The organism is Frankia sp. AgKG'84/4 (assembly GCF_023242965.2).
Taxonomy (GTDB): domain Bacteria; phylum Actinomycetota; class Actinomycetes; order Frankiales; family Frankiaceae; genus Frankia.
The window spans coordinates 14,154-38,384 of the sequence record NZ_JALKFU020000005.1 but is presented as its reverse complement, the minus strand read 5'-3'; the positions used below and the strand labels follow the sequence as shown (position 1 = coordinate 38,384).

Genomic DNA, 24,231 nt, shown 5'->3' with positions numbered 1-24,231 from the left:
GCCCGGCGCCGCCGGCGGCGGTGTCTAGCCGCCGATGAGCCGCGCCTTCACCAGGGCGGCGACTCGCCCGCCTTCGGCCCGGCCGGCGACCTCGGCCTGCACGGACTTCATCACCGGGCCGATCGCCCTCGGCCCGGAGAGGCCGAGCTCCCCGAGTACCCGGTCGATGATCTCGGTCAGTTCGTCGTCGCCGAGCTGGCGGGGCAGGTAGGCGCCCAGCACCTCACCCTCGGCGCGCTCCCGCTCGGCCGACTCTGCCCGCCCCGCCTCGGCGAAGGCCTCCGCCGCTTCCCGGCGCTTCTTCACCTCGCGCGTGAGGACCTTGAGGACCTCCGCGTCGTCGAGGCTGCGCGCGGTGTCGCCGGCGACCTCGGCGTCCTTCACGGCGGCCAGGGCCAGCCGCAGGGTCGAGGTCCGCAGCTGGTCGCGGGACTTCATCGCCGCGGTCAGGTCGGTCCGGAGCCGCTGCTGCAGTGGGCTCCGTTCCGTGGGGGTGCTCATAGTCAGAGGAGCCTATGGGCCGACGGGCAGCCTGGTCACGCCCGGCCACGCCGGGGTGGCGGCTGGGGGCGGGGGTCCGCGAAATGAGAGCGTGGGGCCGGCGGTGCCGCGCTTAGGTGGTGCCACGCACGGGCCGGTGGGCGGTGGGGAGCACGCGGCGTGCCAGGAGGAGGCAGCGGTGAGTGAGGTTCGCGGGATGGCGCGTGGGCTGGGCGGGCTGGGTGTGACTGCTGTCGCGGTCGGCGCGGCGACGCTCGCGTACGGCGCGCTCTACGAGCGCACGGCCTACACGCTGCGCCGGGTCCCCGTCCCCGTGCTGCCCGGCGGGGCGCGGCCGCTGCGCGTGCTGCATCTGTCGGACCTGCACGTCACCGCTGGGCAGCGGGACAAGCTGGCCTGGCTGTCGGATCTCGCCCGGCTGGTGCCTGACCTGGTCGCACTCACCGGGGACGTGGTGTGCGCGAACGAGGCGCGTGGGCCGCTGCTGGCCGCGCTGGAGCCGCTGTTCGCCTTTCCCGGCGTCTTCGTTCCCGGGAACAACGACTACTCCGTGCCGACCCCCCGCAGCCCGCACCGGTACCTGCGCCGGGGCGTCCCCGCGGATCCCCGCGGCGAGCCATTGGACTGGCCGGCTCTCGCGCGGGCGCTGGCGGTGGACGGCGGCTGGACGGACCTGACCAACTCACGGACCGTCGTCACGCTCGCCGGCCTGCGCCTCGACGTGCGCGGGGTGGATGACGCGCGGCTGCGTCGAGACCGACCGGCGCTGGTGGCGGGGCCGCCGCGGGCCGGCACCGACGTCGCGATCGGCCTGTCGCACACGCCGGAGCCGCGGGTGCTCGACGCCTTCGCCGCCGACGGTGTCGGTCTCGTGCTGTCCGGCCACACCCATGGCGGTCAGGTCCGGCTGCCCGGCGTCGGCGCGTTGGTGAGCAACTGCGGCCTGGAGCGGGCCAGGGTGCGCGGGCTGTCCCGCCATGCTGGATCCGGCAGTTCGGCTGGATCCGGCAGTTCGGCTGGATCCGGCAGTTCGGCTGGATCCGGCAGTTCGGCTGGATCCGGGGGTTCGTCCTGGGTGCATGTGTCGCCTGGTCTGGGGACGTCGCCGTACGCCCCGATCCGGTTGGGGTGTCGGCCGGAGGCGACGTTGTTGGGCCTCGTCGCGGACCCGGGCGCCGTCCCGGCCTGAGCTCCACCCGGCCGCCGGGCCGGATCGACCACCCGGTCGCCGCGGCGTCCCGTCCGTCAGGTATGCTTCTCCTCGGTCGGCGGGGTGTGGCGCAGCTTGGTAGCGCGCTTCGTTCGGGACGAAGAGGTCGTGGGTTCGAATCCCGCCACCCCGACCAGCTGTTGCGGGTGTGAGCCCTGGTCATCGAATGTGGATGGCCAGGGCTTGATTTTTGTCCGAACCGGGAGTTTCGTCTCCGTCGGCACGCCCCGCCCCGAAACCGCTGTAACGGGACGGCGCACCTCGGGCACGTTGTGAGGCGAGGTGCTGTGCGGCCGATGTTCCGCCCCGGTACGAACAGTCTTCCGTTGCCATGCCTGACCGGGTCACGCTCGCGCGGCGTTGGCGTGGCTTCGGGCGGTGGTCGAGGTGGGGTCATTTGGTGGCCGACCGGACATGGTGCGGCGCGGGATGCGGAGTGTTCTACCGTGTACCCAGCACCCGCCGGGCCTCATGATCTATCAGGCGCCCGACTACGTTAAGATCGCATGATGGAAAAGGGGAAGCGGGAGACTGTGGCCAAATACCGTCGAGTGGTCGTGAAGCTGAGTGGGCGGGCAATCGCCGGCTCTGCGGAATTCGGGTTCGACTCAAATGCGCTGGAGCATCTGGCCAGGGAAATCATTGCGGTCCGGCAGTCCGGCGTAGAAGTGGCGATTGTCGTCGGCGGCGGTAATCTCTTCCGCGGTAACCAGTCCGACCGGTGGGGAATCGACCGGGTGGAGGCCGACAACATCGGCATGCTCGGTACCGTCATCAACAGCCTGCTGCTGCGCGGGAAGCTGACGGCGCTCGGCGAGGACAACCTGCGGGTGATGACGGCGGTGCCGGTGCCGGCGGTGGCGGAGCCCTATATCCGGCTGCGCGCGGTGCACCTGCTGGAGAAGGGAGCCACCGTGATTCTCGCCTGCGGGAACGGCCAGCCCTTCCTCACTACCGACTACCCCGCCGTCCAACGCGCGCTGGAGCTCGGCGCCGACGCGGTGCTCGCGGCCAAGGATGGCGTCGACGGCGTCTACGACAGCGATCCGAAGATCAATCCGGATGCGCAGCGCTTTTCTCGACTCAGCTACGACGAGGTGATCAGCCGTGGACTGCGGGTGATGGACCAGTCGGCATTCATTCTCGCCCGCGACTTCGGTATCCCCCTGCACATCTTCGACATCGAGCAGCAGGGCGCCATGACGGCGATCTGTCGGGGTGAGCACCGTGGCACCGTCATCTCCGCTGGCAGCGACGAGCCGGCCGAGGCCGCGCTCGCGGAATCGGCCGAGTCGACGGTCTGAGGCGGACTGCCGGGCGTACGCCGGGCGGCGCACGCCCGGGACGCTCAGCCGCAGGAGTAGGTGACGGCCGTCGAGGTGTCCTTCGCCGTGACTCCGTTCGCGGTAGCGGTGGTCACGGTCTTGAACTGGGTCTGGCCGCCGAAGTTGCAGGGGACGGTCGCGCCGTCGCCCACGCCGGTGCCACCCCAGAAGGACCTGCTCACGGGCTGGCCGGCGTTGGTCCACTTGCCGCCGGCGTACTTGCGCAGCTGGTTGGAGATGGTGATGTTGCCGGAGTACCAGTTGTCGCAGGCAACGCTGCCGTTGCCGAAGATCGTCGCGCCGCCGGTCGGCAGCCAGGCGGTGACGCTGCAGCCGGTGCCGGGCAGGGAGGCGGAAGCGGAGGCCGGTGCGGCGGCCGCGGCGCCGAGTAGGGACGCCGCCATGGTGCCGCTCGCGCCGATGGCCGCGAACCGCAGGGTCGAGCGGGTGCGGGGCAAGGTGACCTCCGGAGCTGGGATCGTCGAGTAGGTGGGATGAGGTTGGTGCTGCGACCAGGCAGGGTGCTGCCTGACGGTGGTGGCCGGGGCCGCCGGGCCGGCGCGGGTGGTCAGACCGTGGTCGACCCGATGGAATAGACCCGCCGCGGCGGAGCCCCGAAGAAGGTGCTGACGGTCGCCAGCCTCGGCTCGTCGGTGAAGGTGACGGCGTCCAGGCCGACGAGGACGATCTGTCCGATGCTGTCGCGCAGGCCCCACTCCCAGCGCGCGCAGTGGTGATGCACGTCCACGCCGCTGGTGCGGACCGGCCGGTGGCCCGGGTAGGGCGCCAGGAACTCGACGATGAGCTCGGCGAGCCGCGCGACGCCGACGGCCTCGCCCAGCGGGTTCGCGTAGACGACCTCGGGCGTGCAGCAGGTGGACAGCAGTTTCGCCCGGGGGACGAGCTCGCTTTCCGTCCAGGCTGCGTAGAGCCGGTCGGCGAGGGTCGCCATCCGTCGCGCCGTCGCCGCCTCCGCGCCGTACGGCTCGTGGCGGGCCACGGGCATCATGGTCATCGCGGCCGCCGAGGAGGAATCGGCCGGTGCGGGTTCGGCATCAGGGGGCAGGCCTTTCGTGAACAGGGGTCCCCGCCCGTCGGTCCGCGCGGGGACGGCGTCAGGGAGCGAACCGCCGGCGTGCCTCGGCCCGCTGGAGCTTGCCGGACGGCGTCTTCGGTACCGAGCCGGGGGCCAGCACCACCACGGTGTGCGGGGCGACGCCGAGGGCGGACCGCACCTCATCCGCGACGGCGCGCCGCAGGGCCGCGGGATCGGCCGTCCGGGTCTCGACGGCGACGGCGAGACCCTCGCCGCCCGGATGGCCTGGACGTTCGTAGTGGAACGCGACGATGTTGCCGACACGGGCGCCCTCGGCCCGCGCGGCGGCGCGCTCCACCTCCTCGGGGTAGATGTTGCGGCCCCCCAAAATGATCACGTCCTTGCGGCGACCGCAGACGACGAGCTCGCCGTCGACCGTGTACCCGAGGTCGCCGGTCTCCAGCCAACCGTCCCGCGTGACCGGGCGCACCGCCGAGCCCGGATCGTCCCGGCCCGCGTGACTCTGGGCCGCGTCGTTCTGGGCCGCGTCATTCTGGGCAGTTTGGTGCTGGGCAGTTTGGTGCTGGTAGGAGGCCGCCACGGAGGTGCCCCGCACCTGCACCTCGCCGACCGCCCGCGCGGGCAGCGCCGCGCCCGAGTCCGGCTCGACGATGCGTAGGGCCAGGCCCGGGATCGGCTCCCCGAGCCGCGCGAGGCGCCGGGACCGCACACCGTGGCCGGCGGGCCGCGCGGTGCCGGCGGCCAGTGCGTCGGCGTCGACGGTGTCGTAGCGCGGTCCCCGGCCGACGGCGGAGAACGTGACCGCGACGGTGGCCTCGGCGAGTCCGTAGGCGGGCATGAAGGCGCCCGGGCGGAAGCCGTGCGCGCCGGCGGCGGCCAGAAAGTCGTCGACGACCTCGGGATCGATCGGTTCTCCGCCGCACAGCGCGTAGGTCAGGCAGGACAGGTCGAGCCGCGGCCCGGTGCGCAGCAGCCGGGCCGCGACGGCGTAGGCGGAACCGGGACCGACCGTGTTGGTGGCACGGTGGTGGGCGATCTGCTGCATCCAGCTCGCCGGCCTGGCGAGGTAGTCGGCCGGGGAGGACAACAGCGCGTCGCACCGGCCGCAGGCCATCGGCAGGATGAAGCCGCCGATGAGCCCCATGTCGTGGGACAGCGGCAGCCAGGACAGCATCCGGCCGTGCACGGCCTCGTGGCTGGTCGCGACCCGGATGCCCTCGACGTTCGCGGCGAGGTTGCCGTGGCTGATCCGGACGGTTCGGGGGCTGGCGGTGGTTCCGCTGGTCAGCTGGAGGATCGCGGGATCGTCCGCGGTCAGGGCGGGCGGGCGCCACGCGCTGGTCGGGCGCTCGCCGACGACGTCGGCCAGGGCCAGCACCCGGCCGGCCCCGCCGGTCAGCGCGGGCATCGCGTCCTCCCAGGGGGCGCCGACGAGCACGAGCGGGTCGCCGAGCGAGTCGAACCGGCTGCGGGTGTCGGCGAGGTAGCGGGCGAGGCCGACCGTCCTCGCCGGGGTCGGCGCCAGGGTGAGGCTGCCGCCAGCGAGCCAGGCCGCCATCGCGGCGGTGAGGGTCGCCCGGGAGGTCGCCGCCAGGATCACGACCGGCCGGCCCGGTCCGACTCCCCGCGCCTGTAGCCCGGCGGCGGTCCGGCGGGCATCGTCGTACAGCTCGGCCCAGCCGACGCGCTCGCCACCGTCCGGCGCGAGCAGTGTCACCGCGTTCGGCCCGGTGCTCGCGCGTCTCATGCGATCCAGCAGATAGACCATGGTCGACGGCTTTCCTCCGGCGGGGGCGCGGGCGCCATTTCTGTGATGGTGATCAGGCCGTGCTGCTCTCACCGTCGCGGTAGACAGCGAGGACGAGTCGGTCCCAGTAACGGCCGCGATAGAAGTCGTGGCGGCGCAGGCGCCCTTCGAGTTCCAGCGAGCCGCCCGCGGAGTTCGCCCGGTCAGCCGCAGCGAACTGCGGATAATTGAACTCCGGGACCTCAAAGTACAGTTTTCGAAACGGCCAGATGTCGAAGACGTACCGCACGAACAGGTCGAGCGCCTCGACCGCCAGGCCGGAGCCGGTGTAGTCCGCCGAGACCGCCGCGCCGATATAGGCGTGTCCGAGCGCGAACTCCGGATTGTAACAGATCGCGTGCCCAACCGGCCGGGCCGCCTCGACCGACTCGATCAGGAACTGGGTCAGCACCCCCTGCCAGAGTTCCTGCTCGAACTGGTGGTAGGCCGGCACCGAGCCCCGGTACCGCCAGCGGAAGCCAATGTCCGGCGTGACGGCCAGCTCGTACAGGAAGGGCGTCGAGGACGGCAGCACCGGCATCAGCCGCAGGTACCGCCCGGCGAAGCGGGGCGGCGGCACGGCCTCGTCCGGCGGATCCCCGGCGCCAGCCGGGATCGCGCTGGCCGTCAGCGCTGCGGTGCCCGGCGGGCGGGCGGGCGCGCCCGCCGGCACCCGACCGGCCCGGTAACGGCCGTACAGTTCACCGACGGTCGTGACCTCCAGCCAGTTCTGCTCGGTAAGGTCGGCGCCGAGATCCGTCACGAAGAGACAGAGGTCAAGAAGGCGGAAGGAATCGAGACCGAGGTCCTCGTGAAGCCGGCTGCCGGCGGCCACCGATGCGTCTGGAAGGCCAAGTCTGCGGGCGACAAGCTGCTCGAATTCGTCTGGTTGGAGCATATTACCTGTTCTGCGTAGCGCGAACGGCTCGGTGTTTTCCCGGTAGGGAAAATGTCCTTAACGACTTCGGGCAGGTAGGGACATTGGTGACCGTAGCAAGCGAGCCGAAGGACCGCAAAACAGATAACCCGTTCTGGCTAACGCCAGGTGGTCAGGTCCCGGGCCGGTTGCACCGGCCCGGACCCCATAGATCGCCGCCGGGCTCAGTAGGAGCGGGCTACCAGGCCGATCAGCTCGGCCGGGTCGTCGCCGGGGCCGGGGACGGCACCGTCGGGCGTCTGCAGGCAGCGCACGGTCAGCGCGTCCTCGGCGAGGCGCGACTCACCGTCCTCCCCGACGAGGCGCCACGGGATCCGGGCGAAGCCGTCCTGCGCGGCGGCGGCGGCGTCCGCCAGCGTGGAGACGTCCGCGGTGCGGCTCTCTCGCAGCGCGAGGGCCTGCGCGTACAGTCCGGCCTGCACCTCGTCGAGCAGCGCGGGGACGCGCCCGGCCGCCTCGGCCAGCGGGACCGGTGCCTTCACCGAGGTGTCCCGGCGGACCAGGGTGACCGTGCCGGCGGCGAGGTCACGGGGCCCGATCTCGACCCGGACCGGAATGCCCTTGATCTCGGCGTCGGTGACCCGCCGGCCGAAGGAGAGCCCCGGCCGGGCGTCCAGCTGGGTCCGCACGCCGGCGGCGGTGAGCGTCGCGGCGATCTCCCGCGCGGCGGTGACCACAGCCTCGTCGTCGCGCACCGGCAGCACCACGACCTGCGTCGGCGCGAGCCGCGGCGGGACCCGCAGGCCGTTGTCGTCGCCGTGGGCCATGATCAGCCCGCCGACCATGCGGGTCGAGCAGCCCCAGGAGGTCGTCCACGCGAGGTGCTTGGCGCCGTCGGCGCCGAGATAGTCGATCTCGAAGGCGCGGGCGAAGTTCTGCCCCAGCTCGTGGCTGGTGGCGAGCTGCAGGGCCTTGCCGTCGCCCATCATGCCTTCGCAGGTCATGGTGTTCGTGGCGCCCGCGAAACGTTCCCGGCGGGTCTTCGCGCCGATGAACACGGGAATCGCCAGCACGTCGGTCAGGAAGTCGCGGTAGACGTCGTGCGCGATGCGGCGGGCGTAGGCGGCGGCGTCCGCCTCGTCGGCGTGCGCGGTGTGCCCCTCCTGCCAGAGGAACTCGCTGCTGCGCAGGAACAGCCGGGGCCGCAGCTCCCAGCGGACCACGTTGGCCCACTGGTTGAGCAGCAGCGGCAGGTCACGGTAGCTCTGGGTCCACTTGGCCAGGTACTCGCCGATGACGGTCTCGCTGGTTGGCCGGACGACGACCGGCTCCTCCAGCTCCTTGCCGCCGCCGATGGTGACGACGGCGAGCTCGGGGCTGAAGCCCTCGACGTGCTCGGCCTCGCGGCGCAGGTAGCTCTCCGGGATGAACAGCGGGAAGTACGCGTTGACCGCGCCCGCCGCCTTGATCCTGGCGTCGACATCCGCCTGCATGCGTTCCCAGAGCGCGTAGCCGTACGGTCGGATGACCATGGTCCCGCGGACCGGGCCGTTGTCGGCGAGCTCTGCCTTGGCAAGCACGTCCTGATACCAGCGCGGGAAGTCGGTCGCACGAGCGGTGAGTACAGCCACCCGACCACGATATTGCCTGGGACCGGTCGGATCCGCGTCGGGCCGCCCGCCCGGGGGGCGCGTCGGGTGGACGGCCCGGGCCCGGCCGGCTCCGGTCAGCGGCCGCCGCCGCTCTGCCGGGGCAGCGGATCGCCGCGGGGCACGAGTTCGGCGTCGCGCGGGACCTCCCGGAACACGAGTGCGACATCGACGTCGCCATGGTGGCTGACCAGGCTGGCGGTGGGCGGGACGAGGATCATGGCGGTCGTCAGGTCGGCCGCGGTGGCGCCCGGCGCCAGGATCAGCTCGTGCCGGACGCGCTGGCCGTCATGGACGGTGACCACCTCGGCCAGGGACGGGGGGCGCCCGCCGGTGACCGGACGGGGTTCCGGCAGGAGATCGCCGCTGTCGACGGTACTCATCATCTCGCCGTCCTCCTGTACGTGGGTGCGAGGTTCGGGGGCGGGCGCCCGCCGCCTCGTCGGCGGCGGCCGGCATCTCCGGCACAGCCGCGGGACCACCTGGCGGCGGCGACTGCCCACGTTGTGCGAGATCCAGCTCGGCAGATCCGCTGCGACGGACTACCAGACGTTGCCCAGATACTCTCAGCTACTTCGATGTTGCTGTCTAGCAAATCACGGTGAGCGGCTAATGGCCAGTGGAGATCTCCGGGCAGAGCGGACGTCGGGTAACTCGGCCGGAACGTCCTGATCATCTGCGTAGCGTCGCGCGCGGCTTCGGCGTCTTCGGCGCGGTTCGTCCCGCTGCGTCGCGGGGCACAGCGGGATGGGCGCGACATGGGGAGCGCCGATGAACATTCGGAATCAGCGGGACATCATCGCCGACCGTCGAGTGGTGTTTCGGTGACCGCTAAGCGGTGGAATCCGGACACGATCCCGCCATCGCTTCGAATCGGTCCAGCATGCCGTGAGCCAATGATCGCCTTCTGTGGCTTCGCGGTCACTTGTCTGCTTCTTGTCCGAGCATTGCCCTGCGTGCGGCCCGGGCCCGGCTGCCCGTGCTGGTCGTCGGGTCGTGAGGCCGGGGCGATGGCCGGTGTCCTGAACTGGTGGGTGGCAAGCGTGGGGTGTTGTGTGTCACGGTGTCGATCGCTCTAAGTCATCCAAGTGTCACCCTGCGATCCACAACCTAGGTGCCAGCGCCGGTCAACCAGCCGTAAATCGTCCGACATGGATGTGTTCTGGTTGGTGACGGGTTGGCGTATGCGGTTGTTCATCCTTCGTTCACTCCAGATCGCTTCGATTCTCGCCGGCACCCCGTCCGGGGGGCGGACAACATTCAGGCGCCGAGGTCGGCGTTGGGACGAAGGGCTGCTAGTGAAGCTAGGCAAGCGTCAGGCCGCGGTCGGGGCAGCCGTGGTGGCGCTGCTCACCGTGGCAGCGTGTGGAACGGACGACAACAACGACACCGGTAGCACCTCGGCTTCGGCCAGCGCGAGCACGATCTCGTGCGCGAAGGGGTCCATCACCGGCTCGGGTTCGTCGGCGCAGAAGAACGCCGTCGACGAGTGGGTGAAGGCGTACCAGGCCGCCTGCTCCGGTTCGACGATCAACTACCAGTCGACGGGCTCGTCGACCGGTCGTCAGCAGTTCATCAGCAAGCAGGTCTCGTTCGCCGGTTCCGACTCGGCGCTGAAGGACAAGCAGAAGACCGACGCCGACGCGCGCTGCGCGCCCGGCGTCGCGGTCGACCTGCCGATGGCGGCCGGTCCGGTCACGCTCATGTACAACATCTCGGGCGTCAAGGACCTGCAGCTCTCCGCCACGACCCTGGCGAAGATCTTCTCAGGCAAGATCACCAAGTGGGACGACGCCGCGATCAAGGCAGAGAACAGCGGCGCCTCGCTGCCGTCCGCGACGATCGCCACGGTGCACCGCTCCGACGGCTCCGGCACGACGGACAACTTCACCAAGTTCCTCATCGGCACCGCGGCCGCTGACTGGACCTACAAGGGCGGCTCCGACTGGACCGCCCCGGGTGGCCAGGGCGCCAAGGGCAGCGACGGCGTGACCTCCGCGGTCAAGGGCACCGAGAACTCCATCGGCTACGCCGAACTCTCCTACGCGGAGAACGCCGGGCTCTCGACCGTCAAGGTCAAGAACGCGGCCGGCGAGTACATCGCGCCGAGCACCGACGCTGCCTCCCTCGGGCTGAGCACCGCCAAGATCGCCTCGGGTGCGGACCTCAAGCTCACCTTCGACTACACCACGGCGACCAAGGGTGCCTACCCGGTCTACCTGGTCACCTACGAGATCGCCTGCACCGCCGGCCTGCCGGCGGACCAGGCCGCGCTGGTCAAGTCGTTCCTGACCTACACCGCCTCGGCCGATGCCCAGAACAAGATCGCCGACCTTGGCTACGCGCCGCTGCCGGACTCGGTCGCCACGGCGGTCCGGGCCCAGATCGCCAAGCTCAGCTAGTCACCGGCACCTTCGGTACCCGCGGTGGGGAGTGCACTCCCCACCGCGGGTTCGTCGATGTAACGCGGCCTCGGCGCCGCGGCTCGCAACGCGCTGCACCCGGGACCGTGATCAGCCGTCCCGCTCGGGTAGCAAGGAGAGGACGATGACGACGGAGCCGGACAGCTCGGCAGAGAAGGCCGAGCCGCGGGGGGCCGCTTCGGCGACGGACCCGCCCGTGGGCGAAGTGCCCACGACCGAGTCGGCGGGGGACACGCCGCTGACCGACGAGACGGCAAAGGCCGCGCCGGTCACGCCGACCGACGAGACAACGGCCACGCCGACCGACGGCACGGCCTCGACCGGGACGCCCATGTCGGCCGACCTGGCTACGCCCGCCACGATCATGGCGCCGACGGCGGCGCCGCCTCCGATCGCGTCAGCGGGCAGGTCCGCGGTCGGCACGGCGGACCTGGTCTTCAAGAACATCACCCGGACGGCGGGCATCGGGCTGCTGGTTCTGATCGCCGCGATCGCGATCTTCCTGGTGCTGCGTGCCACCCACGCACTGAGTGCCAACACGGGGCACTTCCTCACGACCGAGGAGTGGTTCCCCAACGAGACCCCGCCGAAGTTCGGTGTGGCCGCCACCCTGTTCGGCACCGTCGTCACCGCCGCCATCGCAATGATCATCGCGGTGCCGATCGCCGTGGGGATCGCGCTGTTCATCACCGTGTACGCGCCCCGGCAGCTCGCCTCGATCCTCGGCTACGTCGTCGACCTGCTGGCCGCCGTGCCCAGCGTTGTCTACGGTCTGTGGGGTCTGATCGTGCTCGCGCCGCACATGAAGGGCGTCCAGCTCTGGCTGAACGACTACCTCGGCTGGATCCCGCTTTTCGGCGGGGACTCGGTAGGACGGTCCTTCCTCGTCGCTGGCGTGGTGCTCGCGATCATGATCCTGCCGATCGTCGCAGCCCTGTCACGTGAGGTGTTCCTGCAGGTTCCGATCGCGCACCGGGAGGCCGCGCTCGCGCTCGGCGCGACCCGCTGGGAGATGATCCGCACCGCGGTGCTGCCCTACGGCAAGCCCGGCGTGATCAGCGCGTCGATGCTCGGCCTCGGCCGCGCGATGGGTGAGACGATCGCTGTCGCCCTCGTCCTGCCCGCGTCGTTCAAGATCTCCGTGCACTGGCTCGAGCCCGCCGGCAACACCATCGCCGCGAACGTGGCGAACGGCTGGGGCGAGGCGAACGACATCGGCCAGGGGGCGCTCATCGCCTCCGGTCTCGTGCTGTTCATCGTCACCATGATCGTCAACATCATCGCGCGGGCCATCATCGCGCGCCGCCGTGACTTCTCGGGGAGCTCCGCATGAGCACCGCGACCGCGCCAGACCCGGTCGTCGCCGACGACGACCGGCTGAACCTGCGGGGCGCGACCCTGCCGCGCTGGGCGCCGTTCGCCGTCGCCGCCGGCGCAGTCGTGGTCTCCCTGCTGATCTACCTGCTGACCTCGGTCGACAGCGAGATCCAGATCCTGCTGATGGCCGTGGTGTTGTTCCTGGTCGCGATCACCGTTGTCTCCACCGTCGTCGAGGGCTCCCGCCGGGCGCGGGACCGCTTCGCCACGACGCTGGTCTACACGGCGTTCCTGCTCGCGCTCATCCCGCTGGTCGCCGTGCTGGCCAGCGTGATCAGCAAGGGTGCCAGCCGGCTGGACCTCGGCTTCCTCACCCACTCGATGAACGGCATCGGCGCCCGCGACGCCGGCGGCGGCATCTACCACGCGATCATCGGGACGGTCGAGCAGGTCCTGATCGCGAGCCTGATCGCCGTGCCGTTCGGCCTGCTGGTGGCGATCTACCTGGTGGAGTACGGCCGCGGCCGGGTCAGCCGGGTGATCAGCTTCTTCGTCGATGTCCTCACCGGCCTGCCGTCGATCGTCGCCGGCCTGTTCATCCTCGCGTTCTGGGTGCTGGCCCTGCACCAGGGCTTCTCCGGCTTCGCCGGCTCGCTGGCGCTGGTCGTGCTGATGATTCCGACCGTGGTCCGCTCCGCGGAGGAGATGCTCAAGCTCGTCCCGAACGAGCTGCGCGAGGCCGGTTACGCGCTGGGCATCGCCAAGTGGAAGACAATCCTGCGGGTCGTCGTGCCGACCGCCATCCCGGGCATCGTGACCGGTGTCATGCTGGCGATCGCCCGGGTGTCCGGCGAGACGGCCCCGGTGCTGCTTACCGTCTTCGGAACGAACCTCATCAACGCGAACCCGTTCTCCGGTGAGCAGAGCTCCCTGCCCCTGTACATCTACTCGCAGGCCGGCGCGCCCCAGCAGGTCGCGGTGGACCGAGCCTGGGCCGCCGCGCTGGTTCTCATCATCATCATCATGGTCCTCAACCTCGTCGCGCGGCTGTTCGCGAGCCGTAACCGGCTGAAGTGACCCGCGTCACCACACAAGCTCCGCACGAGTATCGAACCGCGTCCCAGACAGATCGTGAGTCGAGGTTGTCATGGCCACCCGTATCGACGTAACCGGGCTGACGGCGTACTACGGCAAGTTCAAGGCCGTGTCCGACGTGAACCTGACCATCGAACCGAAGAACGTCACCGCCTTCATCGGGCCGTCCGGGTGCGGAAAGTCCACCGTGCTGCGCACACTGAACCGCATGCATGAGGTGCTGCCCGGCGCGCGGGTCGAAGGCAGTGTGCTGCTCGACGGCGAGGACCTGTACGGGCCCGGAATGGACCCGGTGAACGTCCGGCGCACCGTCGGCATGGTGTTCCAGCGGCCGAACCCGTTCCCGACGATGTCCATCTACGAGAACGTGATCGCCGGGCTCAAGCTCAACGGGGTGCGCAAGAAGGCACTGCTCGACGAGCGGGTCGAGGAGTCCCTGCGCGGGGCGAACCTCTGGGACGAGGTCAAGGACCGGCTGAACCGCCCCGGCGCCGGACTGTCCGGCGGCCAGCAGCAGCGGCTGTGCATCGCCCGGGCGATCGCGGTCGAGCCGCAGGTGCTGCTCATGGACGAGCCCTGCTCGGCGCTCGACCCGATCTCGACCCTGGCGATCGAGGACCTCATCACGAAGCTCAAGTCGAGCTTCACGATCGTCATCGTTACGCACAACATGCAGCAGGCGTCCCGGGTCAGCGACGCCACCGCCTTCTTCTCGCTGGAGAAGACCGGTGACCCCGGCCGTCTCGTCGAGTTCGACAAGACCTCGAAGATCTTCACCAGCCCGTCCCAGAAGCGAACCGAGGACTATGTCTCCGGACGGTTCGGCTGACCGCGTCCGGAGCGCGTGAACAGGACGGGCGCATGGCCCCGGCACAGCAGTGGCAAGGCCTGCCGGGGGGCGGGGAGGAAGACCGGCCGGCGCGGCCAGGTCCGGTCGCGGTGCTCGCCGCGGCCGGGGCCAGGCCGCCGGTCGGTGGCCCCGCGCTGCTGATCGCCGATGCTGACGTCGAGGATGGCATGCTCGAAGCCATCAGCGGCGGCGGCGTCGAGATCAGCGTGGTCTCGGACGGGGCGATGGCCCTGTTGGAGATCGGCCGGCAGCGGCCGGCCGCGGTGCTCATCGGTGCGCGGCTGCCGGTCGTCGACGGCGTGACGGTGGTCCGCACCGTCCGCAGCGTCCCCGGCCACGACGACATGCCGATCCTGCTCGCGGTCGGCCCGGACGACCGGTCCGCTGCCGCGGCGGGGCTCGACGCCGGGGCGAGTGCCTGCGTCGGCAAGCCGTACCGGGTCGCCGAGGTCCTCGCGATGGTGGGCGGCCTGGGCACTGGCCGGCTCGGGTCGGGCGTGGCCGGCCTCGCCAGGGCGGAGATCCTGCGCGGCGGGCCGGTGCTGCTGGACCGGGCCGCGCACGAGGTCCGCCTCGACGGCGCCCTGGTGCCGGTCCCGCCGCGGGAGTTCCGCCTGCTCGCGCTGCTACTCGAGCAGGCTGGCCGGGTGGTGCCGCGGGAGACCCTGCTGCGCGAGGTCTGGGGCTCGGTGGACACCGAGACGAACACCCTCGCCGTGCACGTCCGCCGGCTGCGCCGCCGCCTGGGCGAGGCCGCCGGCGGCCCGACGGTCATCGAGAGCATCCGCGGCGTCGGCTACCGCTTCCGCGCGAGGCCCGAGACGGGCTTGGGCCGCAACCTTGGTCCGGACCGTCTTTGATCAGGCGGACACGAACGAGGTGGCCAGACCTGAAAGCCTGACCGCGCAGCACCGCGGCGACTGGCCGGCGCGCGCGGATCTCGGGCGAGACTTGCCTGGCCGCCTCGCCGATCACCGGCCTTCGCGGTCCGCGATCCCAGTGGTATACCCGCGTCTATCAGCTCCTCGACGGCGAGGCTGAGATATTCGGAGTAATCAAGGGGGTTCGTGCAGTCAAGTGCACCATTCGGACCTGCTGAAACCAGCCCGGTTTCGCGGACCGTCGGCCCTACGAGGCCGTTCCATCTTGCCCGCAGCCGCGCCGGGGTAACGACGCCGCGCTCGTGGGACCATGCCGCGGCCAAGCTGTCCAATGAGTCAAGATCGTCGTTGAGGTGCTGGTTCGCGAGGTACTCCAGCGCCTCGATGCCGCCGTCCGGAGCCGGGCGATGTCCGGTTCGGAGCCGGCCGAGATCCGTCGCTGTGGCTGGTGCGAGGGCGAAGGCCTGAAAATCTCGCGGGAATCATTCTTTCCGCGCCATCTGATCATAGTGCGGTTCGCTGCGGGAAAATCCGCGTGTCGCCTCGTGTCGACGGCCGGAAAGGCGGGCGTCAGTGGCATGAAAGAACGCGGGGCTAGCGTCGTTGTTGTCCAGCGCGCCAGGTCGTGGACGCGGCATCGCACCGTGAGGCCGTGCGCGACCACGACGTCCTTTCCGTAGGAAGGGGAATCGGCCATGACGGTAATTACTCTGCGGACCGGTGGAAACCGGGCTTCCGCCCGACTGTCGGCGGGCGAAGGCACCGGCACGACATCCGGGATCGTCCCTTGACGGCCCGCGCCGCGGTGCTGTCCGGGCTGGGCGGTTGGGTGCCACCCCGGCTGGTGACCAACGACCAGCTCGCCGAGAAACTGGACACGACCGATGAATGGATCAGGGTACGGACCGGGATCCGGCAGCGGTTCGTCGTCGACGCGGGCATGGCGACGTCCGACATGGCGGTCGAGGCGGGCCGGCGCGCGCTGAGGTCGGCCGGCGAGTCCCGGGTGGACCTGGTGGTGTTGGCGACCAGCACGCCGGATCACCCCTGTCCGGCGACGGCTCCCGAAGTGGCTAGCAGACTCGGTCTCGGGGAGGTGCCGGCCTTCGACATCGCGGCGGTGTGCAGCGGCTTCGTCTACGCGCTGGCCATCTCCGTGGCGATGATCGAGTGCGGGTCCGCTGACACCGCGCTGGTTATCGGGGCCGACTCGTTCTCCACCATCCTCAACCCGCGGGACCGCACCACCAGGGCGATCTTCGGTGACGGCGCCGGCGCCGTCGTCCTGCGGGCCGGCGAGGCTGAGGAGCGGGGCGCGTTCCTCGGATTCGACCTCGGAAGCGACGGTTCCCAGGCCGACCTGATCACCGTGCCGGCTGGTGGCTCCGAGCAACGCTCGATGGGGCTGGTCGCGCCAGAGGACGACTACTACTTCGCCATGCAGGGTCGCCCCGTCTTCCGCAACGCCGTGGTCCGGATGAGCGAGTCCGCACGGAAGGTGGCCGAGCGGGTCGGCTGGTCGGTCGGCGAGATCGACCGTGTGATCGCGCACCAGGCGAACGTCCGCATCCTGCACGCCGTCGCCCTCGAGCTCGGGATTCCTGTGGAACGGCTGGTGGTGAACCTCGACCGGGTCGCGAACACGGTTGCGGCGTCCATCCCGCTTGCCCTGGTCGACGGCGTCGTCTCCGGTCACCTGCAACCGGACGACCACGTCATGCTCTGCGGTTTCGGTGGCGGCCTCACCTGGGGAGCCGCAGGGCTGACGTTCCCGTCCCTGTCCGTCGAGCCGCTGCCTGGGCTCCCGCTCCCGACGCGTCCGCCCCTTCCCGCCGCGCTGCCCGTGCACGCCGCAGCCCGCTGATCGGAGAACATCATGAACACGCTGGAAGGAACACTCGCCGACCTGCTCGTGTCCCGACTCGGTGTCGTCGCTGAGGACGTCACGCCTGACAGCACCTACGAGCAGCTGATGCTCGACTCGCTCGGTCTGATCGAGTTCCTCCTGATCATCAGGAAGGAGATCGGGGTGTCGCTCGACGACGACGCCCTGCAGATCCGCACCACCCTGGCCGAGACCGCCAGGCTGGTCGAGGCGAAGGGCAGCCGGGTGTGACCGGCTCCTCGCCGGCCCGGTTCGACGCCGCGATCACCGGTCTGGGCCTGGTCAGCGCCGCCGGCATCGGGACGGACGCCACCTGGGAGCGGGTGTGTTCGGGGGTGTCCGCGGCGGCGCGGGACCCGGCCCTGGCCGGTCTCCCGGTCGACTTCTCCTGCCGGGTGCCGGACTTCGACGGGTCGAAGCTGCTGGGCCGCGCCATGGCCTGGCGGCTCGACCGGTTCGTCCAGCTTGCGATCGTGGCCGCTCGCCAGGCGATCGCCGACGCCCGGCTGGACCCGGGGACGTGGGACGGCGCGCGCGTCGGGGTGGTGATCGGCAACTCGCTCGGCGGCACCGAGACCTGGGAACGGCAGCACCGCTTCTTCGTCGAAGGCGTGCCGGAGGACGTCTCGCCGCTGATGATCCCGATGGGGATGGCGAACATGGTCGCGGGCTGCGTGGCGATCGACTGCCGGGCGCTCGGCCCCAGCCTGGTCACGGCGACGGCCTGTGCGTCCGGGTCCACCGCGGTGGGTCTCGCCCGGGACCTGCTGCGGTCCGACACCTGCGACGTCGTGATAGCCGGCGGTGCCGAGTCGGCCCTGTCCGCGGGTGCGATCACCGGCCTGCAGCGGATGGGCGCGCTGTCGGCCCGGCGTGAGGACCCAGCTGCCGCGTCGCGCCCGTTCGACGTGGCCCGGGACGGGTTCGTCGCCGGTGAGGGTGCGGGGATCCTCGTCCTCGAGCGGCCCGCCGACGCCCGCGCCCGCGGTGCCGACGTCCACGCCCTGGTCAGCGGATTCGGAGCCTCGTCGGACGCGTACCACGCGACCGCGCCGGATCCGGCCGGGGCGGGCATCGAGCGGGCGGTGCGGGCGGCTCTGCGCGACGCAGGGGTCGTCGGCGACGACGTTGACCATGTCAACGCACACGGCACGTCGACGCCGCTCAACGACGTCACCGAGGCCAAGGCGCTGCGCCGGACCCTCGGCGAGCGTCCCCTGGTGACCTCGACCAAGGGCGTGACCGGCCACGCCCTGGCCGCGGCTGGCTCCATCGAGGCCGGTCTCACCGCGCTGGCGTTGCGCCACGGAGTCGTCCCGCCGACGGCGAACCTCACCGACCTGGATCCCGCGGTCGACCTGACCGTCGTCGTTGGCAAGGCGACGAGCGCGCCCCTCGAGGTGGCGCTGAGCACCTCGCTGGGATTCGGCGGTCACAACGCGGCGCTGGTGCTCGTCGCCGCCTGAGCCCGAAAAGGAGTACGTGGGATGCAGGTGCGAAAACTTGGCGCAACCGGGGTCGAGGTCGGCGGGATCGGCTTGGGCTGCATGGGGATGAGCTGGCTCTACAAGGAGTCCGAACTCGACGACGACCGTTCGGTCGAGGTGATCCGGGAAGCCGTCGATCTCGGCGTGACCCTGCTCGACACCGCTGACATCTACGGCGCCGGCCACAACGAGGAACTGCTCGGCCGGGCCGCCGTCGGCTGGCGCGAGGACGTGGTCGTCGCCACGAAATTCGGCATCGTGATCGAGGACCTGGCCGCCCGGAGGTCACATCTCGACGGTTCGCCCGCCTATCTGCGCACGGCGGTCGAGGCGAGCCTGCGCCGGCTTGGCACGGAGGTCATCGACCTCTACTACTTGCACCGCGTCGACCCGGCCGTTCCGCTCGCGGACACCTGGGGGGCGATGGCCGAGCTGGTGACCGAGGGCAGGGTGCGTTTCCTCGGCCTGTCCGAGGTCAACGTGGCGCAGGCCGTCGAGGCGCACGCGATCCACCCAGTCACCGCGATCCAGTCGGAACTGTCCCTGTGGACGCGGGACCCGCTCGGGCCGGACAAGGCGGACGACGTCGCCCGATGGTGCGCCGACAATGAGGTGAGCTTCGTGCCGTTCGCCCCGCTGGGCCGCGGCTTCCTCACCGGCACCCTGCACGCCGACCGGTTCGAGGACTCTGATTTCCGGGCGACCAACCCGCGGTTCCGCAGTTCCGCGATCGTGACGAACCAGCGCATCGTGGATGTCGTCCGCGAGGTGGCGGAGCGCCGCTGCGCGACGCCGGCGCAGGTGGCCATTGCCTGGACGCTGGCCCAGGGCGACCAGGTCGTCCCCATTCCCGGCACGAAGAACCCCCGCTACCTGCGGGAGAACGTGGCGGCGTCGGACCTGGTCCTGAGCGCCGAAGACCTGGCGGATCTCGACGCGGTGCCGGCGGCCGTCGGCACCAGGTACTGAGTCGCCATGGGCACCGAACCCGCCCGGGTCGCGTTCTTCGACGTCGACGAAACACTTATCACCGTCAAGGGGATGCTCAGCTTTCTGGAGTTCCACCTCGACGCGCCGGACCGGTACCGGCAGATCGCGGACCGGTTGCACCGCCTCGCGGCCGACGGGGCGCCGCGCGAGGAGACCAACCGGCTCTACTACGAGGTCTTCGCCGGCCAGCGGGAGACCGAGGTGGCCGCAAGCGGCCGGCGGTGGTTCCAACGGGAGATGGTGGGGGGCTCGCTCTTCCACGGCGAACTGGTGCGGGTGCTGCGCCGACTCCAGGCCGCCGGGACGATCACCGTCCTGGTGTCGGGATCGTTCTCGGCCTGCCTCGGCCCGATCGCGGAACACCTCGGGGCGGATCACGTGCTCGGCACCGTCCCCGAAGTCCGTGCCGGCCGGTACACCGGCCGGGTGCTGCGCACCGTCATCGGTGAGGGCAAGGCCACCGCGGCCCGGGCGTTGCTCGCCGAGTTCGGCGTCGACGGGCGGCGCTGCGTCGCCTACGGCGATCACTCATCGGACCTGCCGATGCTTCTGGCCGTGGGCCACGCCGGCGTGGTCGGGCAGGACCCGGTGCTCCTCGCCCATGCGGCCGAGCGCGGCTGGGACCGCCTGCCCGGCATTCCGACACGACGCGAAGGGAAGGCGTGATGCATCTCGGACCGGGGTTCGGTCTTCGAGCGGTCCGGGCCTGGTTGCCCGACGTGACCATGTCCGCCCGAGACGCGATCGGCCAAGGCCACATCAGCGAACAGGACCTGGAGAACACTGCCGTCATCCGGGTACCTGTCGCGCGGGACGTCGCGGCGCCGGAGATGGCGGTCCGGGCCGCGCGGGCGGCGCTGTACGCCGCTGGCTGGGACGGCAGCCGCCTCGGTTTCAGTGCGCACGCCTGGATCCATCACCAGGGGCACGACTTCTGGTCGCCCGCGCACTACATCGCCGATCAGCTCGGTGCCAGCCGCAGCGTCCCGCTGGGCATCCAGGTCATGTGCAACGGCGGGGGAGTCGCCCTGGAGGCGGCCTGCGCCCGCCTGCTCGCCGACAGCACGACCGGCGCCGCGCTGGTGACGACCGCCGACTGTTTCCGTGACGAGGGATTCGACCGCTGGAGCGGTGACTACGGCGTCTTCTACGGCGACGGTGCGACGGCGATGCTCCTGCACGAACGGGACGACACGGTGGACGAGCTGACGCTGCTCGGTCTGGCCAGCGGGGCGGTCTCCGCCGCCGAGGGTCTGCATCGTGGTCGCGACCCCTTCACCCCAGCGAGCCGGTGGCTCAGTGAGCGGGTGGACGTGAGGCGGACGAAGAAGGCATTCCTGGAGGACGTCGGCACCGCCGGTTTCTTCCGGGACGTGCACGCGACGCTCCGTCGCATCATCGCGGACTGTCTCGCCGAGAGCGGACTCGCCTCCGACGATCCGCGGCTGCGCCTCATCGCGCTGCCCCGGGTCGGTCTCAAGGTGCGGCAGGAGACCTATCACCCGGCCGTCGAGGACGCCACCACCGCCAAGATCGTGGATCTCGGCGCGGAGACCGGGCATCTGGGCGCGGGCGACATGGTCGCGAACCTCGCCGCGATCGTCGAGCAGGACCTGCTCGCACCGGGCGAGTTCGCCCTGGTGATCGGCGCCGGTGGTGGCTTCAGCTTCTCCTGCGCGGCCGTCGGCCGTCCGGCGGCCTGACCCGCCCGCGCATCACCCTCCGCGGCATCCGTCCCATCGGCTTTATTCGCCCTACTCGGCCCCACTGGCTCTGGGAACAAGGACCTCTGCCATGAATGCAACTTCCGCGAACGACCGCGGCCGCCCGACGATTGTTCTGATAGCGGTCTGCCTTGCCGTTCTGACCCTGCCAGCCTCCCTGACCGGCGCGTCCGTCGCCCTGCCGCGGATCGGTGTCGACCTGCACGCCGGGTACGCTCCGTTGCAATGGGTGGTCAACTCCTACAACCTGGCCTTCGCGTGTTCCATGCTGGCGTGCGGCTCGGCCGCCGACATCATGGGCCGCAAGCGGCTGTTCGTCGCCGGCCTCGCCCTGTTCAGCCTGTCGAGCGCGGTGAGCGTGCTGACGTCCGACATCATCGTGCTGGACGTGGTCCGGGCGCTGGCCGGGGTCGGCGCGGCCGCGGTCATGACGGCTGGATCGGCGATCCTCGCCACCACCTTCGAGGGCGCGGCGCAGGCCAGGGCGTTCGCCATCCTCGGTTCGGCGGCCGGCGCCGGGCTGGCCCTCGGCCCCTCGACCGCCGGGCTGCTGGTGGACACCTTCGGCTGGCGAGGCGTGTTCGCCTCACATCTGGTCGTCATGGTCCTGGTGGCCGCCGCGGTCCCGATGATGCGGGAGTCGCGCGATCCCGCTGCGGTCCGGTTTGACTGGCCGGGCATCGCCGCCTTCACGCTGGGTCTGCTGCTGCTGATGCTCGGCGTCGTGCAGGGGCCGCAGTGGGGCTGGAGCAGCGCCGGCACCGTGCTGCTCCTTGCGGCGGCGACGGTCCTCATGACGCTGTTCGTCGTCGCCGAACTGCGTCAGGCACGGCCGATGTTCGACCTTGGCCTGTTCGGTCAGCCGCGCTTCCTGGCCGCCTCGTTGGTGCCGCTGTCGCTGTCCTTCGGGTTCGTCTGCCTGGTGGTGCTCCTGCCCGCCTACCTGACCGGTGCCCGCGGGATGTCCGTCGGCCGCGCCGGTTACACGATGATGCTGCTCACCCTGCCGGTGCTGGTGGTGCCGCTGGTCGTCAGCAACCTCGTCCGGCGCGGGGTGTCGACCCGGCTGGTGCTCACCCTGAGCATGCTGGTGGCCGCTGGCGGGGCCGCCTGGCTCACGATCATCGACCAGGACATCGCGGTCGTCGCCCTCATCGGACCGCTGTTCCTGATCGGGACGGGCATGGGCATGACGGCCGGCCTGGTCGACGGTCTCGCGATCACCTCGGTGCGGCCCGAACAGGCGGGTACCGCCGCCGGCATGTTCAACACCGTGCGGCTGGCCAGCGAGGCGGTGGCGATCGCGGCGATGGGGGCCCTGGTGCTCGACGTGACCCGGGGGAGGATCTCCGCGGGTCTGCCGGGAACGCCGATCCCACCGGGCGGTGCCGACGCAGCCGCGATCGCGAACAAGGCGGTCAGTGGGAACCCGGCCGGTGCGGCGGACGGCCTCACGGGCACGTCCCGCACCGACTTCCTCGACCTACTCACGCACAGCTACACGCACGGCTTCCACGTCCTGCTCTGGGTGCTGGTCGGCATCGGAGCCGCCACCGCCGTCGTGCTCAACCTGCTGCTGCGGCCGCGGGAGGCCACCACCACCGTCGAGCAAGTGGAGCCCGTGACCGTGGCGGTGGACGCATGACGCCGTCAACGGCGCGGCTGCCGGTGCTGGTCGCCGGTTCCGGACCGGCCGGTCTCACGGCCGCGATCGAGCTGGGCCGGCGCGGGGTGCCGGTGCGCTGCATCGACCGGGCCAGCGGGCCGAGCACCCTGTCCAAAGCCCTCGGCGTTTGGCCACGCACCCGTGAGCTGATCCGTCGGTTCGGGGGCGATGAGGCGCTGGCATCGAGGTCCCTGCCGCAGACGCAGATGCGCTACTACTCCTCGGGAAAGGTCATCGCCAATCTGCGCTACCGGACGGCCACCCGGCCGCTGATCTGCCCGCAGCCGGGCGTCGAGGAGGTGCTGCGGGAAGTGCTGGCCGGCCTCGGCGGCTCGTCGGAATGGCGCACCGAACTGCTCGACTTCGAGCAGGGCGACGACCGGGTGCGGGCGCGGCTGCGGTATCCGGACGGCACGGAGCGGGTCGAGGAGTTCGCCTACCTGGTCGGCGCCGACGGCGCGAGCAGCACGGTCCGGGCCCAGCTCGGCATCGGCTTCGAGGGCGACACCTACGAGCTGCGCTTCGTGGTGGCCGACGTCCTGGCGGACACCACGCTGGATCCGAAGATGACCCACTACTTCTGCTCCGCGCGCGGCATCCTGGTCGCGTGCGGCCTGCCTTCTGGCCGGTGGCGGGTCTTCACCTCCGCGCCACCGTCCTTCACCCAGGAGGGAGCCGACCTCACCGCAGTCCAGCGGTTGGTCGACGAGCGGGGCCCGGGCGGGATCGTCCTGCGCGACCCGGACTGGCTCAGCGTGTTCTCGGTGCACGCCAGGCAGGCCGAGCGGACCAGGGTCGGGCACGTGTTCCTGGTGGGGGACGCGGCGCACATCCACAGTCCGGCCGGCGGGCAGGGCCTGAACACGGGCGTCACCGACGCGCACAACCTGGCCTGGAAGATGGCATTCGTCTGGCACGGCCGGGCGGATCCGGATCTGCTGGACACCTACGCGGCGGAGCGCGGGCAGGTGGCCCGGGCGGTCGTCCGCCAGGCCGACGTGCAGACGCGGATCTGGCTGCTGCGCCGCGGCTACCAGGTGGCGCTGCGGGACACGCTGCTGCGGGCCGCCTCCGCCCTTCGACTGTTCGACATCTCCTATGTTCCCTGGCTGGCCGGGCTGCGCACCCGCTACCAGGTGCCGGCGACGCAGGGCCGCGCGGTCGCCGGCTTTCGGCCGGGCGCACTGATTCCTCTGCCGCTGCGGTCCGAGCTCGACGACCTGCGCTACACCCTGCTGATCTCGCGGCCCGAGCGGCCCGAGCGGCGCGGGTCCGGCGGCGCCCCGTTCGACGCACTGGCGGACCTGTGTCGCGACCGCTTCGCAGATCGGGTGGACGTGCGGGTGCTCAACGGACACGGCCGGGCGCGGGGCACGGTCGCCGCCCTGGTGCGCCCGGACGGGCATGTCGACACGGCCTCCCGCGACGCTGCGCCGGTGCGGACCCGACTGACCGCACTGTTCACCACACCGCCGACGGCAGCCTGACGGCCTCGGCCACCTGAGGGG

At 71.0% G+C, this 24,231-nt stretch carries 21 protein-coding genes, 1 tRNA gene and 2 pseudogenes; 16 read left to right on the top strand and 8 right to left on the bottom strand.

Annotation, left to right across the window (positions count from 1 at the left end; all coding sequences use genetic code 11):
• Positions 1 to 24: 24 nt before the first annotated feature.
• On the bottom strand, positions 25 to 501 hold the full coding sequence (locus tag MXD58_RS01175; protein ID WP_248838183.1) for a GatB/YqeY domain-containing protein: 477 nt from the start codon (positions 499 to 501) through the stop codon (positions 25 to 27).
• Positions 502 to 697: 196 nt separating this feature from the next.
• Here MXD58_RS01175 and MXD58_RS30915 point away from each other — a divergent pair.
• Positions 698 to 1,336, top strand: a pseudogene (locus tag MXD58_RS30915) (metallophosphoesterase); the annotation flags it as partial.
• A gap of 181 nt (positions 1,337 to 1,517) precedes the next feature.
• Here the strand turns inward: MXD58_RS30915 and MXD58_RS30910 are convergent.
• Positions 1,518 to 1,697: pseudogene (locus tag MXD58_RS30910) on the bottom strand (hypothetical protein); the annotation flags it as partial.
• A gap of 73 nt (positions 1,698 to 1,770) precedes the next feature.
• On the opposite strand from MXD58_RS30910, the gene MXD58_RS01165 reads away from it, so the two are divergent.
• A tRNA-Pro gene (locus MXD58_RS01165) sits at positions 1,771 to 1,847 on the top strand.
• Between the two features lie 370 nt (positions 1,848 to 2,217).
• Positions 2,218 to 3,015 carry a UMP kinase gene (gene pyrH / locus MXD58_RS01160; RefSeq protein ID WP_248838182.1) on the top strand — a complete coding sequence of 266 codons (798 nt, stop codon included), beginning with the start codon at positions 2,218 to 2,220 and terminating at the stop codon, positions 3,013 to 3,015.
• Between the two features lie 44 nt (positions 3,016 to 3,059).
• On the opposite strand, the gene MXD58_RS01155 is transcribed toward pyrH, so the two are convergent.
• From MXD58_RS01155 to MXD58_RS01130, 6 genes are all read right to left on the bottom strand, one after another.
• The gene (locus MXD58_RS01155; RefSeq protein WP_248838181.1) at positions 3,060 to 3,494 is read right to left on the bottom strand and encodes a hypothetical protein; all 435 of its coding nucleotides are present in this window, start codon (positions 3,492 to 3,494) and stop codon (positions 3,060 to 3,062) included.
• A gap of 110 nt (positions 3,495 to 3,604) precedes the next feature.
• On the bottom strand, positions 3,605 to 4,051 hold the full coding sequence (locus MXD58_RS01150; RefSeq protein ID WP_248838180.1) for a hypothetical protein: 447 nt from the start codon (positions 4,049 to 4,051) through the stop codon (positions 3,605 to 3,607).
• Between the two features lie 100 nt (positions 4,052 to 4,151).
• On the bottom strand, positions 4,152 to 5,840 hold the full coding sequence (locus MXD58_RS01145) for a long-chain-fatty-acid--CoA ligase (protein ID WP_308301870.1): 1,689 nt from the start codon (positions 5,838 to 5,840) through the stop codon (positions 4,152 to 4,154).
• A gap of 73 nt (positions 5,841 to 5,913) precedes the next feature.
• The gene (locus MXD58_RS01140) at positions 5,914 to 6,777 is read right to left on the bottom strand and encodes an acetyltransferase (RefSeq protein ID WP_248838178.1); all 864 of its coding nucleotides are present in this window, start codon (positions 6,775 to 6,777) and stop codon (positions 5,914 to 5,916) included.
• 203 nt (positions 6,778 to 6,980) lie between these two features.
• Positions 6,981 to 8,387: a proline--tRNA ligase gene (gene proS, locus MXD58_RS01135; protein ID WP_248838177.1), complete on the bottom strand. Its 1,407-nt coding sequence runs from the start codon at positions 8,385 to 8,387 to the stop codon at positions 6,981 to 6,983.
• Between the two features lie 95 nt (positions 8,388 to 8,482).
• Positions 8,483 to 8,791, bottom strand: coding sequence for a frankia-40 domain-containing protein (locus tag MXD58_RS01130; protein WP_248838176.1), 309 nt, complete (start codon positions 8,789 to 8,791; stop codon positions 8,483 to 8,485).
• A gap of 912 nt (positions 8,792 to 9,703) precedes the next feature.
• On the opposite strand from MXD58_RS01130, the gene pstS reads away from it, so the two are divergent.
• The 13 genes from pstS to MXD58_RS01065 all read left to right on the top strand — a co-directional run bounded on the left by pstS (position 9,704) and on the right by MXD58_RS01065 (position 24,210).
• On the top strand, positions 9,704 to 10,807 hold the full coding sequence (gene pstS, locus MXD58_RS01125; protein WP_248838175.1) for a phosphate ABC transporter substrate-binding protein PstS: 1,104 nt from the start codon (positions 9,704 to 9,706) through the stop codon (positions 10,805 to 10,807).
• 145 nt (positions 10,808 to 10,952) lie between these two features.
• Entirely contained in the window at positions 10,953 to 12,161 is a 1,209-nt protein-coding gene (gene pstC, locus MXD58_RS01120) for a phosphate ABC transporter permease subunit PstC (protein WP_374615454.1), read from the top strand.
• Positions 12,158 to 13,222, top strand: coding sequence for a phosphate ABC transporter permease PstA (gene pstA / locus MXD58_RS01115; protein WP_248838174.1), 1,065 nt, complete (start codon positions 12,158 to 12,160; stop codon positions 13,220 to 13,222). The genes pstC and pstA overlap by 4 nt, the downstream gene beginning before the upstream one ends.
• A gap of 70 nt (positions 13,223 to 13,292) precedes the next feature.
• A complete protein-coding gene (gene pstB, locus MXD58_RS01110; protein WP_248838173.1) occupies positions 13,293 to 14,069 on the top strand; it encodes a phosphate ABC transporter ATP-binding protein PstB in 777 nt (258 codons plus the stop codon).
• Positions 14,070 to 14,101: 32 nt separating this feature from the next.
• On the top strand, positions 14,102 to 14,950 hold the full coding sequence (locus MXD58_RS01105; protein ID WP_248838172.1) for a winged helix-turn-helix transcriptional regulator: 849 nt from the start codon (positions 14,102 to 14,104) through the stop codon (positions 14,948 to 14,950).
• A gap of 808 nt (positions 14,951 to 15,758) precedes the next feature.
• Positions 15,759 to 16,835 (top strand): beta-ketoacyl-ACP synthase III, encoded by a 1,077-nt coding sequence (locus tag MXD58_RS01100; protein WP_248838171.1) that lies wholly within the window; start codon positions 15,759 to 15,761, stop codon positions 16,833 to 16,835.
• Between the two features lie 12 nt (positions 16,836 to 16,847).
• Positions 16,848 to 17,087 carry an acyl carrier protein gene (locus tag MXD58_RS01095; RefSeq protein ID WP_248838170.1) on the top strand — a complete coding sequence of 80 codons (240 nt, stop codon included), beginning with the start codon at positions 16,848 to 16,850 and terminating at the stop codon, positions 17,085 to 17,087.
• Positions 17,084 to 18,322: a beta-ketoacyl-[acyl-carrier-protein] synthase family protein gene (locus MXD58_RS01090; protein ID WP_248838169.1), complete on the top strand. Its 1,239-nt coding sequence runs from the start codon at positions 17,084 to 17,086 to the stop codon at positions 18,320 to 18,322. The genes MXD58_RS01095 and MXD58_RS01090 overlap by 4 nt, the downstream gene beginning before the upstream one ends.
• 21 nt (positions 18,323 to 18,343) lie before the next feature.
• The gene (locus MXD58_RS01085) at positions 18,344 to 19,312 is read left to right on the top strand and encodes an aldo/keto reductase (protein WP_248838168.1); all 969 of its coding nucleotides are present in this window, start codon (positions 18,344 to 18,346) and stop codon (positions 19,310 to 19,312) included.
• A 6-nt stretch (positions 19,313 to 19,318) separates the two neighbouring features.
• Positions 19,319 to 19,999, top strand: coding sequence for an HAD family hydrolase (locus MXD58_RS01080; protein ID WP_248838167.1), 681 nt, complete (start codon positions 19,319 to 19,321; stop codon positions 19,997 to 19,999).
• A gap of 59 nt (positions 20,000 to 20,058) precedes the next feature.
• Entirely contained in the window at positions 20,059 to 21,036 is a 978-nt protein-coding gene (locus tag MXD58_RS01075; protein WP_248838166.1) for a 3-oxoacyl-[acyl-carrier-protein] synthase III C-terminal domain-containing protein, read from the top strand.
• Between the two features lie 91 nt (positions 21,037 to 21,127).
• On the top strand, positions 21,128 to 22,702 hold the full coding sequence (locus MXD58_RS01070) for an MFS transporter (protein ID WP_248838165.1): 1,575 nt from the start codon (positions 21,128 to 21,130) through the stop codon (positions 22,700 to 22,702).
• Positions 22,699 to 24,210 (top strand): FAD-dependent monooxygenase, encoded by a 1,512-nt coding sequence (locus MXD58_RS01065; protein ID WP_248838164.1) that lies wholly within the window; start codon positions 22,699 to 22,701, stop codon positions 24,208 to 24,210. The genes MXD58_RS01070 and MXD58_RS01065 overlap by 4 nt, the downstream gene beginning before the upstream one ends.
• The last annotated feature ends 21 nt before the right edge of the window (positions 24,211 to 24,231 follow it).

Excerpts from the sequence above, each read along its gene's own strand:
- MXD58_RS01175 (WP_248838183.1), bottom strand. The coding sequence starts at position 501 with ATGAGCACCCCCACGGAACGGAGCCCACTGCAGCAGCGGCTCCGGACC.
- MXD58_RS01065 (WP_248838164.1), top strand. The coding sequence starts at position 22,699 with ATGACGCCGTCAACGGCGCGGCTGCCGGTGCTGGTCGCCGGTTCCGGA.
- MXD58_RS01150 (WP_248838180.1), bottom strand. The coding sequence starts at position 4,051 with ATGACCATGATGCCCGTGGCCCGCCACGAGCCGTACGGCGCGGAGGCG.
- MXD58_RS01080 (WP_248838167.1), top strand. The coding sequence starts at position 19,319 with ATGGGCACCGAACCCGCCCGGGTCGCGTTCTTCGACGTCGACGAAACA.
- MXD58_RS01075 (WP_248838166.1), top strand. The coding sequence starts at position 20,059 with ATGTCCGCCCGAGACGCGATCGGCCAAGGCCACATCAGCGAACAGGAC.
- MXD58_RS01070 (WP_248838165.1), top strand. The coding sequence starts at position 21,128 with ATGAATGCAACTTCCGCGAACGACCGCGGCCGCCCGACGATTGTTCTG.
- MXD58_RS01130 (WP_248838176.1), bottom strand. The coding sequence starts at position 8,791 with ATGATGAGTACCGTCGACAGCGGCGATCTCCTGCCGGAACCCCGTCCG.
- MXD58_RS01140 (WP_248838178.1), bottom strand. The coding sequence starts at position 6,777 with ATGCTCCAACCAGACGAATTCGAGCAGCTTGTCGCCCGCAGACTTGGC.
- MXD58_RS01095 (WP_248838170.1), top strand. The coding sequence starts at position 16,848 with ATGAACACGCTGGAAGGAACACTCGCCGACCTGCTCGTGTCCCGACTC.
- pstC (WP_374615454.1), top strand. The coding sequence starts at position 10,953 with ATGACGACGGAGCCGGACAGCTCGGCAGAGAAGGCCGAGCCGCGGGGG.
- MXD58_RS01085 (WP_248838168.1), top strand. The coding sequence starts at position 18,344 with ATGCAGGTGCGAAAACTTGGCGCAACCGGGGTCGAGGTCGGCGGGATC.
- pstA (WP_248838174.1), top strand. The coding sequence starts at position 12,158 with ATGAGCACCGCGACCGCGCCAGACCCGGTCGTCGCCGACGACGACCGG.
- MXD58_RS01145 (WP_308301870.1), bottom strand. The coding sequence starts at position 5,840 with ATGAGACGCGCGAGCACCGGGCCGAACGCGGTGACACTGCTCGCGCCG.
- pstB (WP_248838173.1), top strand. The coding sequence starts at position 13,293 with ATGGCCACCCGTATCGACGTAACCGGGCTGACGGCGTACTACGGCAAG.
- pyrH (WP_248838182.1), top strand. The coding sequence starts at position 2,218 with ATGATGGAAAAGGGGAAGCGGGAGACTGTGGCCAAATACCGTCGAGTG.
- MXD58_RS01105 (WP_248838172.1), top strand. The coding sequence starts at position 14,102 with ATGGCCCCGGCACAGCAGTGGCAAGGCCTGCCGGGGGGCGGGGAGGAA.